We start from the raw sequence: 17,481 nt of genomic DNA on the forward strand, positions 1-17,481 counted from the left end.
AGTTATTTAATTCCTAACTTTTCGTTATACTCTTTTAAAGTTTCCAATACGTTGCAGCGAACGTGGATGAAGTTCTCTATACCTGCTGCCTTAAGGTCGTCCATACAAGCTGGGGCACCTGCTACGATATACATTGCACGTCCGTTCAGTGCCTTGAATGCAGGAATTGCATATTCTGCATATTCGTCATCGCTTGAACACATCACAACGATGTCTGCATTAGCCTTCATAGCAGCTTCCACGCCTTCTTCTACTGTAGCAAAGCCGAGGTTGTCAATAACCTCATATCCGGCACATGCTAGGAAGTTACAAGAGAACTGTGCGCGTGCCTGACGCATAGCAAGGTTACCGATAGTAAGCATGAATGCTTTAGGACGCTTGCCTGAGTGTTCTGTCTGCAGACGGAGAGCTTCGAATTCGCTTGCAGCACGTGACTTGTCAAGAGCCATGTAAGGAGCAGTTTCTTCTGTTCCGTGGCTGCATCCGCAGTTACACTTGCATTCTTCAGGAGTCTTTTCGCCTGCCATTTCAGTGAAGTTAGGATACTGGTTTGTACCGAGGAGTATCTCTTTGCGTTTAGAAACAGCCTCATGACGAGCCTTGTTGCTTCCGTTTACAGCTTCCTGTACCTTGTTGGCTTTTACAGCTGCAAGGAAACCGCCTTCGTCTTCTGTAGCCAGGAACAGGTTCCATGCCTGCTGGGCAATAGAAGCTGTCAGGTTCTCTATATAATATGAGCCGGCAGCCGGGTCAACTATACGGTTGAGGTGAGATTCTTCCTTAAGCAGCAACTGCTGGTTGCGTGCCAGACGTTCTGAGAATTCGTTAGGAGTTTCGTAAACACTGTCGAATGGAGTTACTGTGATAGAGTTTACACCTGCCAGAGCGGCACTCATGGCTTCAGTCTGAGTACGTAGCAGATTTACATGAGCATCGAAAAGTGTAAGATTGTATTTGGATGTTTCTGCATGTGCAACCATCTTGCAAGCGCAGTAACAAGTTCCGTCAGTACCTGTGTTAGAGCAGTCTTTGCGAGGACATTGAGGATTATATTCTTTTACGATGTTAGCCCAAAGCATACGAGCGGCACGGAATTTGGCGATTTCCATGAAATAGTTTGAGCTGATACCGAAGTTGAATTTTATTTTCTTTGCGGCTAGAGCTGCTGGAACACCTGCCTCTACCATCTGATTAAGATATTCATTACCCCAAGAGAGTGCATATCCCAATTCCTGATAAATATATGCACCGGAATTATTAAGGTCAACACAGTTTACGGTAATGCAACGGAATTTTGGATATTCTGCCAAAATCTCAACAAGTTTCTTTGCGTTGGCAATAAGTCCGCTTTTGTCTTTGCCTTTGCCTAACATCTTGCTGATAGGGTCGAAGTTGACAGAACCCTGCAAACTCTTAGGATCGTATCCTTTTTCATTGAAATAAGCTACAAGTAATTCTGCCAGTTCTACTGTATGTCCCTGACATGTAGAGAAGTTCAGTTCTACACAGTCACAACAGATGTCTTTCAGCAGTGTTGCTATATATTCGGCACTTAAATCAGATGCCTTTACTTTAAATCCAAGTGAATCAACGCCTTTGTTTAGCAAGTCCAGAGCCTTGGCATTTGCTTCAGTCGGATCAATGACTTTTATATCCTGACGTATGAACCAAGTATTGTCGTCTTTTTTTATTCCTCTTACGTATGGGAATTCTCCGGGAAGTCCTTCTGTCGTTTTCAATCCTTCAAGATCTTCTTTGCGGTAAAAAGGTTTTACTTTAAATCCTTCGTTGGTTTTCCATACCAACTTCTTTTCAAAATCAGCGCCTTTAAGGTCAACTGTAATCTTATCCAACCATTCCTGTGTGCTTACGGAAGGGAAATCGGAAAAGAGTTTTTCTTTACTATCTGCCATAGTTGATTAGGTTTATATAAATAGGTTATATTAAAGATTCGTACTTCATAGTTCAAGTACCTTTTAAGGCAAAGATACAAATTTCTTGTTATCTCATGCATTTTCGGGTAAGAAATACACTTCATATAAACATTTATTTTATAAAACGGAATGATTTTTTATAGTATTGTAATGTCTGTGTGGCAAAAAAAACTAACATTCTAATTACTTTTAGGCAATATAAATTTGAGTCTTATTGTTTTTTAACTACTTTTGCTGAAAATATTTATGTGTTATTTAAAAAACTATGAATTGGTTAAGTGATTTGTTATTCAATCCCGATTCAATAGCCCACATAGTTGCTCTTTATGCCTTTGTTATAGCAGTGGGTGTGTTATTGGGAAAGATTAAGATCTTCGGTATTTCGCTGGGGGTCACATTTGTCTTGTTCGTAGGTATTCTGGTTGGACATTTTGGATTTACCGGAAATACCTCCATTCTTAATTTCGTGCAAGACTTCGGGTTAATTTTGTTTGTGTTCTGTATTGGTCTTCAGGTCGGACCTTCTTTCTTCTCTTCATTCAAGAAAGGCGGTGTAGCCATGAATATGGTTGCTGTAGGCATAGTGGCGCTGAACATAGCTGTAGCCTTGATACTGTACTTTGCACTTCAGGGCAGGGTGGATATACCTATGATGGTAGGTATCCTATGTGGAGCCGTAACCAATACTCCTGGTCTTGGTGCCGCAAATGAGGCTTTGACTCAGATTAATTATAACGGACCTCAGATAGCCATGGGATATGCTTGTGCTTATCCGTTGGGAGTTATGGGTATTATCTTATCTATGATTCTCATACGTATAATCTGCAGGATAGATTTAAATAAGGAAGAGGAGGAAATCAAGCGTGGTGAAGAAGCCAATCCTCATCTGAAACCTTTCTTCCTCAATCTGGAGGTTCATAACGAAGCATTGCAGGGTAAGACAGTTTTGCAGGTACGTAATTTCCTTGCGCGCGACTTTGTTTGTTCCAGAATAATGAAAAGCGATGGTTGCGTATATATTCCTACTGCAAACACAGTTTTGGAACTTAATGACAAGATGTTCATTGTATGTGCCGAAGATGATTCGGAGGCTATTATTACATTCATCGGTCCTCAGGTACAGAATGTTGATTGGGAAGCTCAAGGTAAAACAGACAAACCGATGGTGTCACGCCGTATTCTTGTCACTCAGTCCAACATTAACGGTAAGACACTTGGTGAATTGCATTTCAACAGTATGTATGGAGTAAACGTCACTCGTGTTAACCGTTCAGGTATGGACCTTTTCGCATCACGCCAGTTGACTCTACAGGTAGGTGACCGTGTGATGGTTGTAGGTCCGCAGGATGCAGTGGAACGTGTAGCCGGTTTGCTGGGAAATCAGTTGAAGCGTCTTGACCATCCTAACATAGTTACCATATTTATAGGTATTCTTTGTGGTATTCTTTTCGGTAGCCTTCCTTTTGCAATTCCGGGAATACCTACACCTATCAAGTTAGGTCTTGCCGGTGGTCCGCTTATCATTTCCATACTTATAGGTCGTTTCGGACATAAGGTTAAACTTGTTACATATACAACGATGAGTGCGAACCTTATGTTGCGTGAGGTGGGTTTGGCTTTGTTCCTGGCGAGTGTTGGTATCAAGGCCGGTGAGAATTTTGTTCATACGGTAGTAGAAGGCGACGGTTTATTATATGTCGGTATAGGCTTCCTTATCACAATAATTCCTTTGATTATTATGGGAATTGTAGCCAGATGGAGACACAAGTTGAATTATTACACATTGATTGGACTTATTGCAGGTAGTAATACTGACCCGCCTGCATTGGCATACGCAAACCAGGTGTCAAGCAATGATGCTCCTGCTGTAGGATATTCTACTGTATATCCGTTGAGTATGTTCTTGCGTATCCTTACGGCACAGTTATTGATATTGCTGATGGCTTAATAGTTTTTTTATATGAAATGATTGGTAGTTGGCAAGTGGATAAGGAACAATATCTTCGTCTGCTTGCCAATTTGTTTTGTAATTACAGTTCAACTCAAAAACTTATAAACTCACAAACTAAAAACTTATAACATATGATTTCAGTAGATGGATTGACCGTCGAATTTGGCGGTACCACCTTGTTTAGCGACATTAGTTTTCAGATAAACGAAAAAGACCGTATAGCTCTGATGGGAAAGAACGGAGCCGGAAAGTCAACTCTGTTAAAGATTTTAGCTGGAGTAAGACAACCTACACGTGGAAAAGTTACAGCTCCAAAAGATTGTGTAGTGGCATATTTACCACAGCATCTGATGACCGAAGATGGCAGAACCGTTTTCGAAGAAGCGTCGCAGGCTTTTGCCCATCTTCAGGAGATGGAAAAGGAGATAGAGAAAATGAACAATGAGCTGGCCACAAGAACAGACTATGAAAGCGATTCATATATGGCTCTTATAGAGAAAGTGGCTGCCATGAGCGAAAAGTTCTATGCCATAGACATGACTCACTTTGAAGAAGATGTAGAGAAGGCTCTCCTTGGTCTTGGGTTTATGAGAGAAGATTTCAATCGTCCGACGAGTGATTTCAGCGGCGGATGGCGTATGCGTATAGAGTTGGCAAAGCTTCTTCTTCAGAATCCGGATGTATTGTTGCTCGACGAGCCTACAAACCATCTTGACATCGAGTCTATACAGTGGCTTGAAGAGTTCCTGATCAACAGTGCAAAGGCTGTAATCGTTATAAGCCACGACCGTAAGTTTGTTGACAATATCACTACACGAACCATAGAAGTCACAATGGGACGCATATACGACTATAAGGTGAATTACTCCCAATATCTCGTCCTTCGTAAAGAACGTCGCGAACAGCAGATGAAGCAGTACGAAGAACAGCAGAAGATGATTCAGGAGACGAAAGACTTTATAGAACGTTTCAAGGGTACATACAGTAAGACACTCCAGGTACAGAGCCGTGTGAAGATGCTTGAGAAACTTGAGCTTATTGAGGTTGACGAAGAAGATACCTCGGCGTTGAGGCTTAAATTCCCGCCTTCACCACGCAGTGGAAGCTATCCTGTAATAATGGATGGAGTAGGAAAGGCATATGGCGACCATGTAGTGTTCCGTAATGCTACTCTGACGATAGAACGTGGCGACAAAGTGGCTTTTGTAGGTAAGAATGGTGAGGGTAAGTCAACTCTCGTGAAATGTATCATGAATGAGATAGACCATGAAGGTACACTTACACTTGGACATAACGTACAGATAGGTTATTTCGCGCAGAACCAGGCTTCACTTCTTGACGAGAATCTTACAGTGTTCCAGACTATAGACGATGTGGCTAAAGGAGAAATCAGGAACAAAATAAGAGACCTGCTTGGAGCATTTATGTTCGGTGGTCCGGAAGAATCAATGAAGAAGGTCAAGGTCTTGTCCGGTGGTGAACGTACCCGTTTGGCTATGATTAAACTTCTGCTTGAACCTGTGAATCTGCTTATTCTCGACGAACCTACTAACCACCTTGATATGAAAACCAAGGATATACTGAAACAGGCTCTCATGGATTTTGACGGAACTATGATTGTGGTATCCCACGACCGTGACTTCCTTGATGGACTCGTTACCAAGGTTTATGAGTTTGGTAACAAGAAGGTTAAAGAACACCTTTGCGGTATATACGAGTTCCTTGAGACTAAGAAGATGGAAAGTCTTCAGGAGCTTGAGAAGAAGAAATAGTATTTTCTTTTTGATAGTAAAAAGGGAGTTTTACTATTAAAAAGAAGTAGTTTGGAGAATTATTGTGAAAAATAAAATTATGAAATTGATTGAAATAGAGATGATTGGTTAAATATGTTTTCTGTTGTGTTGGGTGTTAGTAACTAAAATATAAACTAATAATGATTGTATTGTAAATTTTGCTCAATCTGTTAACATATTATCATCGTCATAAAATTTTTTTTCTTCTCCAATAAATATAAAAACATCTCCATATTTTACTGAAAATGCCTTGATACTTCAGTCAAAACATGGAGACGTTTTGTTTTTGCCATCAAATAAAATGATTTTTCTTCTGGAAATGGCTTCTGAATACAATTCTTATAAATGATAATATGTAAATGAAATTGATATATGTGCGAATTTGTATGTGATGGTATGCGTTTGTGCTTTCATTTGTAAATATAATAGTTGTATATGATGGCTTTGTGATATATTGATAATCTCTGTGCTTTAAATTTTTAGAAAAGAATGTATTGCTTGTGTAGAATTTAGAATTATGGGCATTGTAGAAATCAAAATGTCAAAATGATATTTTTATTTTTGTATTAGCATTATGTGATATCGGTATATCTTTTTTATGGTATTAATGTGTATGTATCATCTATGATTATGTTGTCGGAAATTATAAAAAATAAACGGCACAATCCCATGAGATGTGCCGTTTATTTTTTAGCTAATGTACTATTAGAATTTTGAATATCCCGGGTTTTGTTCCATGTCAGGATTAAATACAAACTGGTCTTCTGGTATAGGCAGAACGCATTTTTCGTAGTTCCAGTCTATTTCCTTCACTGTGTTTTCCATATGTAGGTTTCCTGTTCTTGTAATTTTCATTCCGTTTCTTAAGACGTCAAAGAAACGGTGTCCTTCTCCCACAAGTTCTTTTCTTCTTTCTTCAAGGACTCTTTCCAGTGTATATTCGTCCATATCAACACTATTGTCAGGATTTCCTCTTGATACAATTTCGTTTAGATATTCCAATCCTTTATCTTTCTTTTCTCCTGTAAGTGTTAATGCCGCTTCGGCTGCTATAAGATAAAGCTCTGACAGGCGGAATACAACATAGTTGTTATACGATGCTGGTGTTGTATCATCACTACCCGGCCATTTCTTTAGCCAATATCTGGTAGCTTTATTATAGGTAACTTCTCCAATCAGTTGATATCTGACATCGTTTTTATCCTTGTTCATTAGTTCCATGAAGCTTTCTGTCAGGAACATTTCCTCATAGCCATACGGATGCATAAGATAAGCCAGTGAGTTTCTTCCTTCATTGTCGTCCGACGCGTTTGCTATTTCAAACAGTGATTCTGTTCCGAACTTTTCATCCAGATTCCATGATTTCAGGTATTCTTCGTTGGTATATAACCTGTATTCGTTACCTGTTTTCAATTCTTCAATCAGTTTGCTTGACACATTATATGCTTCTTCTTCGTTTCCCATATACAGGTACACTCTTGACAAAAGCATACGTGCGGCATATTGGTTCATCCTTCCATTCATTTTGTCTGTTGTCATGAGTGGAATAGCATCGTTGAGGGTTTTTATGATAAAATTATAGTCTTCGGCAACAGTTTTTCTTTCCGGATTTTCATCCAGTCCTATTGCTCTTTCTACTATTGGTGCACCCCATGAAGAACCGTTGTCTTTTGTATAAGGATATCCAAAACATCTTGTAAGATCAAAGTGGCATAAAGCAATCACAGCCAAAGCTTCTCCTTTAAGATACGCCAGATCTTCAGTGGTAGCGTCTTGTATTTTGTTGTTGTCTATTGCACTTACAATGTTCCATCCCTGACGTATAATATAATATGGCCTTCCCCACAGATATCCAGCACCAAGATTGTTTGCTCTATGATTGAACAGATAACAGTTGTTGCAATCTCGTCCGCTGTTGTATGAGCTCTGTATATCGTCTCCTTTCATGTCTCCATAAAAGAACATGGTTCCACCGTAATAGCCGTATGACGACATCAGGTCGTATAGTCCGTTAACTGCATTTTCAGTAGAACTGAATGAATCGAAAGCATTTTCTGTAGGTACTTTGTTGCTTGGGGTAGTGTCAAGGAAACTTCCGGTGCATGAGACCAAGCCTAATGACAGAACTAGAACTCCTGCCAGTTTTGAAATATATTTATGTCTTGTCATAATCAATTCTGTTAAATGTTTTTAGTTATAACTTAATGTCTAACCCGAAAGAGAATGTTTTCAATGGAGGTGTAAAGAAAGATACCACACCAGTCAGTTCAGGGTCGTATTGGTCGTATGCTGCCCATGTGAGCAGGTTTGTACCAGAGAAGAATATTCTTAGGTTACTGATACCAATGTTTTTCAACCATTCCTTTGGAGCTGAGATACCTAATGTAAGATTTTTAAGTCTCAGATGGTCTGTGCTGTGTATTCCTCTCGATGAATTCCAGTATCCGCCATATTCCTGTCCGTAAACGAATCTTGGCACATCTGTAATGTCTCCTGGTTCCTGCCATCTTCTTCTCAATTCTGTACTCTTGTTGTATTGGTAATAATATCCGTCATCCTGTATGGCGTACATTCCATTGTCGTAAGAGTGTCCACCAAGACTATAAGAAAGATTGAAGGACAGGTCTATGAATTTATAGTTGAATGTATTCATCAATCCACCTGATACTTTTGGATAAATGTCCACCAGTGGAATAGGGTTGGCGTCATTAGGGTCGTAAACAATGTTTTTTGAAAGATTTCCGTTTTCATCTTCCACATTGTCGTAATACATCGGCTTACCGTTGTCAGGATCTACACCCGCATATTCTCTTAAATAGAGTGTTCCGTAAGAAAGTCCTTCTTTTCTGATATACCTTCCGTCAGTGTACCATGAAAGGTCTGCCAGTTTTAATATCTTGTTTTTGTTGTGGCTCAGATTGAAAGAGGTGCTCCAGGAAAAATCACGTTTTTGTATGTTGTTTGTTCTTATTTCCAGTTCAACTCCCTTGTTCTGCATCTTGCCAATGTTGTCAATAACAGAACCGAAACCGCTAATTGAGTTAAGTTGTTTGTTCATCAGCAGGTCTTTGGTTATTCTGTTGTACCAGTCGATTGATATTGATATTCTGTTCAGGAAGCTTATATCCAAACCTAAATTGAGCGAATAGTTCTTTTCCCATGAAAGATTATTGTTTGCAATGTTGTTTTCCCATGGAGCCGGAAGTCCGTTGTAGAATGAACCGGTATTATATGTTCCCATGTAGCCATAATATGTGCTTGGAAGATTACCGTTCACACCATACGATGCTCTGATTTTCAAATCGTTCACAATGTTGCTTATACTGTTCATGAATTTTTCCTGCGATACTCTCCATGAGCCTGATACCGCCCAAAAGTTACCCCAACGTGTTTCTGGCGCCAGTCTTGACGAACCGTCGCGTCGGAAGCTAAGTCCTAAGTAATACTTGTCTGCATAACTGTAGTTACCGCTCGCAATATAAGAAAGCAGGGCGTCCTGCTGAATCATTTGTGATGCTGCTACCGGAACTGCACCATTGCTTAAACTTCCATTGGGAGACTGTCCGTAACCTTCAACTTCACCATACAAATCATTATAGGTGTATTTCATTATTTCGTATGCAAGAACTGCGCTCACGTTATGTTTACCAAATGTTCTGTTGAAGCTAAGATTGTTTTGTGAAGTGTATCTCAACCTGTCAGTCATCTGCATAAGTCCTTTACCATTGTATAATTTTCCATCAGTTCCTTCAGGAGAATAGAAATAGAAGTCTTTTGTGAGTGAGTAATCAACAGAAAATACTGTAGATATTTTCAAACCTTCAATGATATTGTATGCGGCTCTTCCGGACATCATACTTCTTACGATATTTGTATAATAATCATTTACTGAATTTTCGTATAAAGGATTGAGCCCGCCGTTAACCTGAAATCCTGTATGGTAAGTACCGTCTTCATTGTAAATAGGAATACTTGGATTAAGCTCTACTACTGAAGAGTACAGAGCACTGGCATAATAATATCCTTCCGGTGTTTGTTTGCTTTTTGTCCATGAGAATGATGCATTGGCTCCAAATTCAAAGTTGTTCCATTTGCTGTTTGCGTCGATGCGGCCTGTAAGCCTGTCCATTTCTGAGTTAACCGAAACACCTGTCTGGTTAGTGTAACCGACACTGGCTATTATATTTGATTTCTCAGTTCCGCTACTAACCGAAACATTATAGTCCTGCTGATAGCCTTTTTTCATCAGTGCGTTGTACCAGTCTGAATATCCGTTTGCCGGTCTTGCAGCGTACTTGTCTATTTCCGAGTCCGCATATGATGTGGCGGTTTGCTGGTCAGCTCCATTTACCAGTTTGAAGTTAACCAATCCTTCATAAAGAAGATCTCTCCATTCTTCACCACCCATTAGCGGTCTGTAGTTATATGCCAGATCTGTAACACCGAACGATGCCTGCATGTTTACCTTCAGTTTTCCCTGGCTTCCCTTCTTGGTTTTTATAAGGATAACACCGTTAGCACCTTTGGCACCGTAAAGTGATGCAGACGCGGCATCTTTAAGTACGGTTATACTTTCTACGTCGGCAGGGTTTATAGTTTCCAGAATACCCATACCTCCTGTACTTGCTTCAGAAGTGAATGCGCTGAAATCATCTGATGAAACAGGTACCCCGTCTATTACATAAAGAGGCTCTGTTGATGCATTCATAGAAGCTATACCACGTATTCTTAAAGTCGATTTAGAGCCCGGTTGTGATGATGAACCGGATACTATACTAACTCCGGGCATATTTGATTCTATCATTTGTGCGACTGATGTTACAGGCAGTGATTCAAGCTTTTCTGTGTTTAGAACAGAGGCAGAACCTGTATATGTGGCTTTTTTGAAGTCTCCGTATCCGGTAACTACAATTTCGTCCATCATCTTGGAGTCTTCGTGCATAACTATATGTAAAGGACGGTTGTCCTTTATGACGACATTTGTGGATTTCATACCTACATAGCTGAAAATCAATGTGCTGTTTATGTCGGCATCTATATTGAATTTTCCGTCTATATCGGTGGTTACGCCTTTGGATGTCCCTTTTATAATGATTGAGACGCCTATAAGTGGTGTTCCGTTAGTATCAACTACTACTCCGGATATTCCTTGTTGTTTGACGGATGATAAAACAAGGTTTTCCGATCTGTTTTCTCCTGTCATGTTTCCCGGAATGAGTAAACATCCTATTAAGCCGAGGCAAATGTTTCTCTTTTTGTGTGGGAATTTAAACTCTTTTAATCCTTTCATAAGTCTCTCTTTTAAGTGTCTTTTTGCAAAAGTAGTAAATATTTGTAAAAGGTCAATATTTTGCTTAAAATAATTTCATTTATAATTTATTTTACTTGTATAAATGTTATAATGATACATTTTATATGTAAAATATGTCATATAGTATTATTTGTATTGTGTGGATTGATTTCATTTTGATGTATAATTAAAGGTTTGATGATGAATGCTGAAATAATTTTATTAGATTTGCATACATTTTAAAACTGATGTTATATGAAGCACATATTAATCATTGCGATGTCGTTTATGTCGCATTCGTTATTTTCGGAGACATTGCATTTCGCATGTTATCCGTCTCTTTCGCCAAATGCCGGTGAAATATATTTTTCTTATGAAGGTGATATATTTAGAGTGGGTGTAGAAGGTGGTACAGCCATGCGTTTGGTTTCATTGGGAGGGTATGAGAGTTATCCAAAGGTTTCTCCTGATGGAAAATATTTAGCGTTTTCGTCAGATGTAAATGGAAATAATGACGTATATATTGTTCCTGTAGAAGGTGGCGAAGTTAAAAGACTTACATGGCATGAGGGTAGCGATACGCCGTCAGGATGGTCGCATGATTCGAAATATGTATATTTTGAAAGTAACCGTGCGAACATCAAGACCACGTATAAAGTTTCTGTAAATGGCGGTACGCCTGTAAGACTGGCAGAAGGATATTTCAATACTATGATAAACGTAACAGAAAACCCTGTTACAGGCGAGATGTATTTTAACGAATCAAATGAGAGCATTAAATTCCCTACCAGAAAAGGATATATTGGCGATCATAATCCGGATATAAAGTCGTGGAATCCTTCCATGAAAAAATATTCCGTACTTACCGATTATTATGGAAAAGATACATGGCCAATGGCTGATATGCTTGGAAACATGTATTATGTGTCCGACAGTTACAATAAAGAGTCAAACATTTTCAAGTATGATAAGCAGAATGGGTCATCACGTCTTACGTCTTTTTCACAGTCTGTACAATATCCGTCTATAAGTTACGATGGGTCAAAAATAATATTCCTGTATGAATATAAAATGACATGTCTTGATATTAAAAGTGGTAAAATAACAGTTCCGGAAATAAATGTGGCAGGTCATAAAACTATGTCGGAACGTGTTTTCAGTAATCAGAAGCTTGATTGTATTGATGTATCGCCAGACGGTAAGAAACTTGCTATGTCGATACGTGGTAAACTGTATATATCTGATGTTAAGTGTAAATATCTTAAACAGCTTGTGACACCGGATGACGAGCGTGTTTCAGAAGTTGTATGGACTGATAATAATACTGTTTATTATACCAGAACCAATAAAGGTTATCTTAATATATATAAGATTAAAGCTGATGGAACTGCTCCGGAATCGGAGGTGTATTCTGTAGATGCAAATATCAAGTCGTTTACGTTATCTCATAAACGTGATAAGATAGCTTTCATATGCGGCAGTGATAAGGTGATGGTGCTTGATATTCAAAAAAACAATGTTAAAAAGATAGCTGATGCTCAATTCTGGTCATTCCGGACTTTTGACATTAGTTTTTCTTTCGACGATTCTTTGCTGGCATTCGAGACTATAAATCTTTTTGAACCGGATATATATATTTATTCATTTGCAGACGATGAAGTGGTAAATTTGACAAAATCAGCCTCTGTTGAGGGTTCACCGTGTTTTTCTCCTGATGGAAAGAGTTTGTATATTACTGCTAATCTGTATGCATCATCTTTCCCGAGAGGAAATGTTTCTACTACATTGTACAGGCTTCCCTTGAGAAGATATAATTTAAGACCTTTTGAATCGGATGTGTATGACAGCCTGTTTGTGGATAAAGATAAAAAGATGAGTCATGTAAATATGATGGAAGAAAAAAACACCGTTGATTATGACGAGGTTTTCAGAAGATTGGAAAAGGTTGACGATGATGTCTGGAGTGCTTATACATGTCGTATGGAAAATGACAGCTGGCTCATATATTCGTCGGATGGCAAGATGAAAGCGAATAAGATTTCAGATCCTTATTTTGAAACAAAAGAAATAGCAGAACTTAAGGCAGGAGGCCGGTTTATGATTTCCGGTAAAGAATTATATTATTTGCATCGGGGAAGTCTTTACACGGTTGATCTGAAGCAATATAAGGCAGATAAAATTGAAATAGAAAAGGAGGTTGAGAAGAATCTTTATGATGAATATAGACAGATATTCTATGAAGGATGGGCTGTGATGGAACAGAACTTTTATGATGTCAATTTCCACGGAGTTGACTGGAAAGGTAAAAGAGATTATTATGCTTCGTTTTTACCTTATATAAAAGAACGTTCTCATTTCAGGACATTGTTTAATGATATGCTTGGCGAACTGAATTCTTCTCATCTTGGGTTTGTATCGAATGGAAGTGAAGAACAGAAACCTCAGACATCTTCTTATACAGCCGAAACAGGAATTGTGTGGGATAATGTTCAGCCATATCTGATAAACAGAATATTGACTGATTCGCCAGCCAACTGTGTAGATATTGATATCAGACCGGGAGACAGGCTGGTTGCCGTTAATGGAGAAAGGGTGGAAGAAGACAGAAACCGTGAAGAATATTTCTCTTTTGCTACAAAGCCGTCTGAGATAAGTTTGTCTTTTGTGCGTGCTGGAAATGAGTTTACAGTAAAACTTCATACTATAACGTATAGTCAGCTAAAGGATATGTTATATACCGAATGGGAGGACAATTGCAGTGATAAGGTAGAAAAAATGACAAAAGGCAGAGTGTCGTATATTCATATGAGAGATATGAGTGATGTATCGCTTAAGTCTTTCCTCAGGGGTATTCATACAGATCTTGTGAATAAAGATGCGCTGATACTTGATTTGAGATATAATAACGGTGGGAACGTACATAAAGAGGTTATAGATATTTTGAGGCAGCAGTCTCATTTCAACTGGAGCTACAGAGATTTTAAGCAGAACCCTCATCCTAACGTAACACCTTCGGACAAGCCAATCGTAGTTCTGATTAATGAGAGAAGTCTTAGTGATGCGGAGGTTACATCTAATGGTATAAAACAATTGGGTATAGCCAAACTTGTTGGTACAGAAACATACCGGTGGATTATATTTACATCCGGTGTGAGGTTTATGGACGGTTCAACATCACGTATGCCTGCGTGGGGATGTTATTCTTTGAGTGGTGATGATCTGGAAAAGACTGGTGTAGTTCCGGATATTTATGTAAGAAATACCTTTGAGGACAGGCTCTTGGGTAGAGATCCACAGCTGAATACGGCAATAAATGAGATAATGAAAGAACTGGAAAATAAATGAGTTTTTCTTTGTATATAGTGAAAAAAATTAAAGTTTCATTTCTATATATTTTTTCTGAAAGTCATTATTTCAAAATATGAGTTATAATATTGGTTTCATGATATCTTTGTCTATATTTGCTATTGTATTAACCAGATAAATTTAAATATGAAACAGTTTGTTTTGTTATTACCATTGGTAATTTGTTCCTGTACAACAGGCGAACGTGATTTAAAAGGAAACTGGATTGAAGTTTTATCTCCGGATATGCCTTATGTGCAAGGCGTTTGTATTAAAGATAATGGTATAGCAGAGTCTATAGGAATGGAAACCTTGAAATATCATGGATGGGAGGAGCATGGTAACAAACTTATTCTGAATGGTGAAAGTATTGGTAACGGGCAGACAATATTATTTGCCGATACATTCGATATTATAAGTTTAAAAAATGATACTTTGGTATTGAAAGATAGAGACAGAATTGCTACTTACGCACGCTGCAATGGAGATGTAATGAAGAAAAGTACTTCAAGACAAGCATACGAAGGTTTTGAATGGAAAGAAATTTCCGGAGCCGGTTTGAAACTGATGGCTCAAAGTAATGACGATATAAGGCTGTTGGTTGATCCATTGCTTCCAGGTGTGGTTATGGTGAGAAACGGTGATGTTGCTCCTCACGCTTTAATCAGGATATTCCAGTTGAAGAATAAAAGTATAGACGATGTTACAGATATACTCTCAAGTTCCGCTGACTGGGATAAAAGTCAGACATGCAGATTTAAAGAAACTGCGTCCGGCAGAAGTGGAGTACACAGGTATGTAATGCTCCCTGACGGTGATTATGCTGAGATGATAGACAGTTTGAAGAAGCAGGAACCTGTTCCGAGTACGTGCAATGGTTGGGGAACGGGTAATAGCGGAATGAGATATTTTGAAATATTCGATAATGCTCCGGACAAGGCTATCTTTATGGAAATAGGTCAGGATGCACCGCTGTTTGATGAAAACAGTATCGAGTTGTGTGAAACTGAAACGGACTCAACCTCTATGGACTTGCTTTATACCATGGAAGGCGAATTGAGAATAGGGCATGAAGTGAGAGTATTTATTCCTTCCGGCAGCGACAGAGAGTTCTGGATTGTTGACAAGACCGGCCAGTTGCTTGAAAAGTATGATAAGATAACTAAAGGTCAGAAAAACGGCAAGCCCGTAAAAGTTACATTAAGACTTGAATATAACGGAAAGTGGGACGATGGCTTTGCCGCTGAATATGATGGAACGTATCTTGTACGTGAAGTTGTGGATTTGAAAGCTGAATAATATAAAACGAGTGAAACAAAAATAAGTATCGTTTGTTTCACTCGTTTTTTTATCTCTTCTTGTAAAGTTTGTCTATAAGGTCATTCCTTCCCATACGCCGCAGTTCATTGATAATATTTTTTCTTTCCTCAGGTTTGTACCAGAAGAAGAACATGCGTTGCGCAAGTTTCTCTTTCTGAGTTTTTGCAGAGAAAATTGGTTCAAGGGTATAAGGATGATAACCTGTGTACCAGGCTTCTGTAGCGACAGTCATAGGAGTAGGAGTGAAGTCCTGAACCTGTTCCAGATGGAAGTCAAGCCTTTTGGTTATAACTGCCAGTTCTGCCATATCCTCGGCTGTACATCCTGGGTGACTGCTTATGAAGTATGGTATAATCTGTTGGCGCAGGTTATGTTCTGTATTTATGCGGTCGAATATCTTCTTGAACCTTTCAAACTGCTCAAACGGAGGTTTCCGCATGACGTAAAGCACTTTGTCGCTTGTATGCTCTGGTGCTACCTTCAGTCGTCCGCTCACGTGTTTCATTATCAGTTCGCGGGTGTATTCCTGAGTGCTTTTGTTTACAGACGGGTCTTTACTTTCGTGCAGAAGCAAGTCGTATCGGACACCGCTGCCAATAAAGCTCTTTTTGATTCCTGGAAGTGCATCTACGGCATGATAGATGTCCAACAGTGGTCTGTGGTCTGTATTCAGATTAGGGCATACCTTGGGATGAATGCACGAAGGGCGTTTGCAGCGACGGCACAAATTCTCGTCTTTTCCTCTCATGGCATACATGTTGGCAGACGGGCCTCCAAGGTCGCTCAGATAACCCTTGAAATCTGGCATTTCTGTTATCGCTTTCACCTCCTTAAGAATACTTTCCTTGCTTCGGCTTACTATGAATTTACCCTGATGTGCCGATATGGTGCAGAATGCGCATCCTCCGAAACATCCTCTGTGGAGATTGACGGAGAATTTTATCATATCGTATGCCGGAATACGTTTGTTCTTGTATTTCGGATGCGGAAGGCGTGTATATGGGAGGTCGAACGACATATCAAGCTCGCCCTGAGTCATTGGCGGATAAGGCGGATTTACCACTACTACTTTCTTGCCCGACTCCTGGATAATCCTCTGTGCTGAATATTTATTCGATTCCTCTTCTATATGTCTGAAGTTTTCAGCTTGTTTCTTCTTGTCTTTCAGGCATTCCTCATGAGAGTAAAGCCTTAAGTCATTTTCTTCCGGCTTGAATTCTTCCTTTTTGCATACATACGCAGTCTGAAGAACATCTGTCGGTATGGTTGGATTTTCAGACATGTGTTTGCACAAGTCAGTGATTGGCTTTTCTCCCATACCGTAAATCAGGAGGTCTGCTCCGGAGTCAATCAGAATGGACTGTCTGACCTTGTCCTGCCAGTAATCGTAGTGGGTAAGACGGCGCAGTGAGGCCTCTATTCCGCCTATGATAACTGGTACATCGGGATAGAGTTTCTTCAATATTTGTGAATATACTATAGTAGGATATTCCGGGCGCATGTCATGTCGTCCGTCAGGAGTATATGCGTCTTCGCTTCGCAAACGTTTGTTGGCAGTATATTTGTTCACCATACTGTCCATACATCCGGCAGATATTCCGAAGAAGAGTCTTGGCTTTCCCAGTTTCTTGAAGTCACGAAGGTCGTCACGCCAGTTTGGCTGTGGCACGATGGCAACTTTAAGTCCTTGAGCTTCAAGCATTCTTCCTATTACGGCAGCTCCGAATGACGGATGGTCAACGTATGCGTCACCACTGAACAGAATGACATCGAGTTCATCCCATCCTCTAAGCTCTACTTCTTTCTTGGTTGTAGGCAACCAGTCCGTTAGATTATGTTCTTTCAAGA

At 39.5% G+C, this 17,481-nt stretch carries 8 protein-coding genes; 4 read left to right on the forward strand and 4 right to left on the reverse strand.

All coding sequences use genetic code 11. From position 1 onward, the window contains the following. Positions 1-2: 2 nt before the first annotated feature. On the reverse strand, positions 3-1,913 hold the full coding sequence (gene mutA, locus NW213_RS01235) for a methylmalonyl-CoA mutase small subunit (protein WP_258321551.1): 1,911 nt from the start codon (positions 1,911-1,913) through the stop codon (positions 3-5). Between the two features lie 286 nt (positions 1,914-2,199). Here mutA and NW213_RS01240 point away from each other — a divergent pair, with 286 nt between their 5' ends. Both NW213_RS01240 and NW213_RS01245 read left to right on the forward strand, forming a co-directional pair. Continuing rightward, the gene (locus NW213_RS01240; RefSeq protein WP_258321552.1) at positions 2,200-3,882 is read left to right on the forward strand and encodes a putative transporter; all 1,683 of its coding nucleotides are present in this window, start codon (positions 2,200-2,202) and stop codon (positions 3,880-3,882) included. Positions 3,883-4,016: 134 nt separating this feature from the next. After that, positions 4,017-5,657, forward strand: coding sequence for an ABC-F family ATP-binding cassette domain-containing protein (locus NW213_RS01245; RefSeq protein WP_258321553.1), 1,641 nt, complete (start codon positions 4,017-4,019; stop codon positions 5,655-5,657). Between the two features lie 726 nt (positions 5,658-6,383). Here NW213_RS01245 and NW213_RS01250 read toward each other — a convergent pair. Both NW213_RS01250 and NW213_RS01255 read right to left on the reverse strand, forming a co-directional pair. After that, on the reverse strand, positions 6,384-7,847 hold the full coding sequence (locus NW213_RS01250) for a RagB/SusD family nutrient uptake outer membrane protein (RefSeq protein ID WP_258321554.1): 1,464 nt from the start codon (positions 7,845-7,847) through the stop codon (positions 6,384-6,386). 25 nt (positions 7,848-7,872) lie between these two features. Beyond that, complete coding sequence (locus NW213_RS01255; protein WP_258321555.1) at positions 7,873-10,968, reverse strand: TonB-dependent receptor; 3,096 nt, start codon at positions 10,966-10,968, stop codon at positions 7,873-7,875. Positions 10,969-11,223: 255 nt separating this feature from the next. Between NW213_RS01255 and NW213_RS01260 the strand changes: the two genes are divergently transcribed. Next, on the forward strand, positions 11,224-14,313 hold the full coding sequence (locus NW213_RS01260; protein WP_258321556.1) for a S41 family peptidase: 3,090 nt from the start codon (positions 11,224-11,226) through the stop codon (positions 14,311-14,313). Positions 14,314-14,460: 147 nt separating this feature from the next. Next, positions 14,461-15,612: a lipocalin family protein gene (locus tag NW213_RS01265; RefSeq protein ID WP_258321557.1), complete on the forward strand. Its 1,152-nt coding sequence runs from the start codon at positions 14,461-14,463 to the stop codon at positions 15,610-15,612. Positions 15,613-15,661: 49 nt separating this feature from the next. On the opposite strand, the gene NW213_RS01270 is transcribed toward NW213_RS01265, so the two are convergent. Further along, the gene (locus NW213_RS01270) at positions 15,662-17,479 is read right to left on the reverse strand and encodes a YgiQ family radical SAM protein (protein WP_258321558.1); all 1,818 of its coding nucleotides are present in this window, start codon (positions 17,477-17,479) and stop codon (positions 15,662-15,664) included. Between the last annotated feature and the right edge of the window lie 2 nt (positions 17,480-17,481).

Origin of the sequence: Bacteroides sp. ET336 (genome assembly GCF_024733815.1) — a bacterium.
In the GTDB taxonomy this organism is placed as follows: Bacteria; Bacteroidota; Bacteroidia; order Bacteroidales; family Bacteroidaceae; genus Phocaeicola; species Phocaeicola cellulolyticus.